The following is a 1,112-nucleotide window of genomic DNA, read 5'->3' on the forward strand; positions in this document are numbered from 1 at the left end:
GCTCACGCCCTCGCTTCAGCCGCGGCAGCCGAAGTGGCCGAGGTGGCCGAGGTGGCCGCCTCAGCGCATCGGCCCGGGCTGCGGCTCGGGTGCCGGATCGGGGCCCGGCGGCTGCGGAATCGGGGACGGGGGCGGCGGATCCGGGCTGGGCCGGGGTTCCGGGCGCGGCACGGGATCCGGGTCCGGGAAGGGCCTCTCCGGCTCCGGCGGCGGCACGGGGTCAGGGTCCGGGAAGGGCCTGACCGGCCCCGGGGTCGGTGCGGGATCGGGGAAAGGTTGAGTCATCACACTCCTCCAGCTGCGGTACGCCAGCGGTTCCTCCCCGCGTACCCGACGCCCCCGCGCCCAAGCCTTCCACGGTTCGAGGCGCTGTGCCCGTGGCGGACACCCGACGGCGGGACCCCTCTCCGGGCCCGCTCGCCGGGGCCTACCGGGAGGCCAGCGCCGCCGCGGCCGCGAGCCCGGGCCGTGGGCTGGAGAGCACCGGCACCCGGATCTCCGGGACCAGCGCTTCCGCCCCCGCCATGGAGGCCTGCGCCAGCACGATCGCGTCGGCGTCCCGCACCTCGCGCACCGCACGGGCCACGCCCTCGGCATACCCGGCGGAGTCCCCCGCCTCGAACCGGGCCCACGCCTCCTCGACCACCACGGCCCGCACGGAAACGTCCCGTCCGGCCCGCCGCGCCTCCTCCTCGACGAGTGCCGTGGTCGGCGCCACCGTGGACGGGACCGTGGCGAGCACGACGACCCGGGATCCCGCGGCGACGGCCGCGGCCGCCATGGGCCGGTCGACGCGGACCACCGGAACGCCCAAGTCCGCCCCCACGGCCTCGGCGACGCCCCCGATGGTGGAACACGTACAGAGCACGGCAGCGACGCCGCCTCCACCCGCGCTCCCGTCCCCGCCCCCGGCGGCCCGCACGAGGGCGGCCCGCACGGCGGGAGCGACCGCGTCCGTCCCTTCCCGCCTCGCCCGCGCGAGGAGCTCCTCCACCACGTGGTGGCGCAGTTCGAGCTCCGGGTGCCCGGCGTCCCGCAGGCCGTCGAAGACGGGCACGTGCACGGGCGAGGTGTGCAGCAGCCCCAGCACCGCGCCGCGGCGCGCACCGGCC

General features: G+C 78.2%; 1 protein-coding gene. It reads right to left on the bottom strand.

Annotation, left to right across the window (positions count from 1 at the left end; all coding sequences use genetic code 11):
* Positions 1 to 427 precede the first annotated feature (427 nt).
* The gene (locus AOK03_RS39535) at positions 428 to 1,090 is read right to left on the bottom strand and encodes an aspartate/glutamate racemase family protein (protein ID WP_063792677.1); all 663 of its coding nucleotides are present in this window, start codon (positions 1,088 to 1,090) and stop codon (positions 428 to 430) included.
* Positions 1,091 to 1,112 lie beyond the last annotated feature (22 nt).

Origin of the sequence: Streptomyces atriruber (assembly GCF_001418325.1) — a bacterium.
Lineage (GTDB): Bacteria > Actinomycetota > Actinomycetes > Streptomycetales > Streptomycetaceae > Streptomyces > Streptomyces atriruber.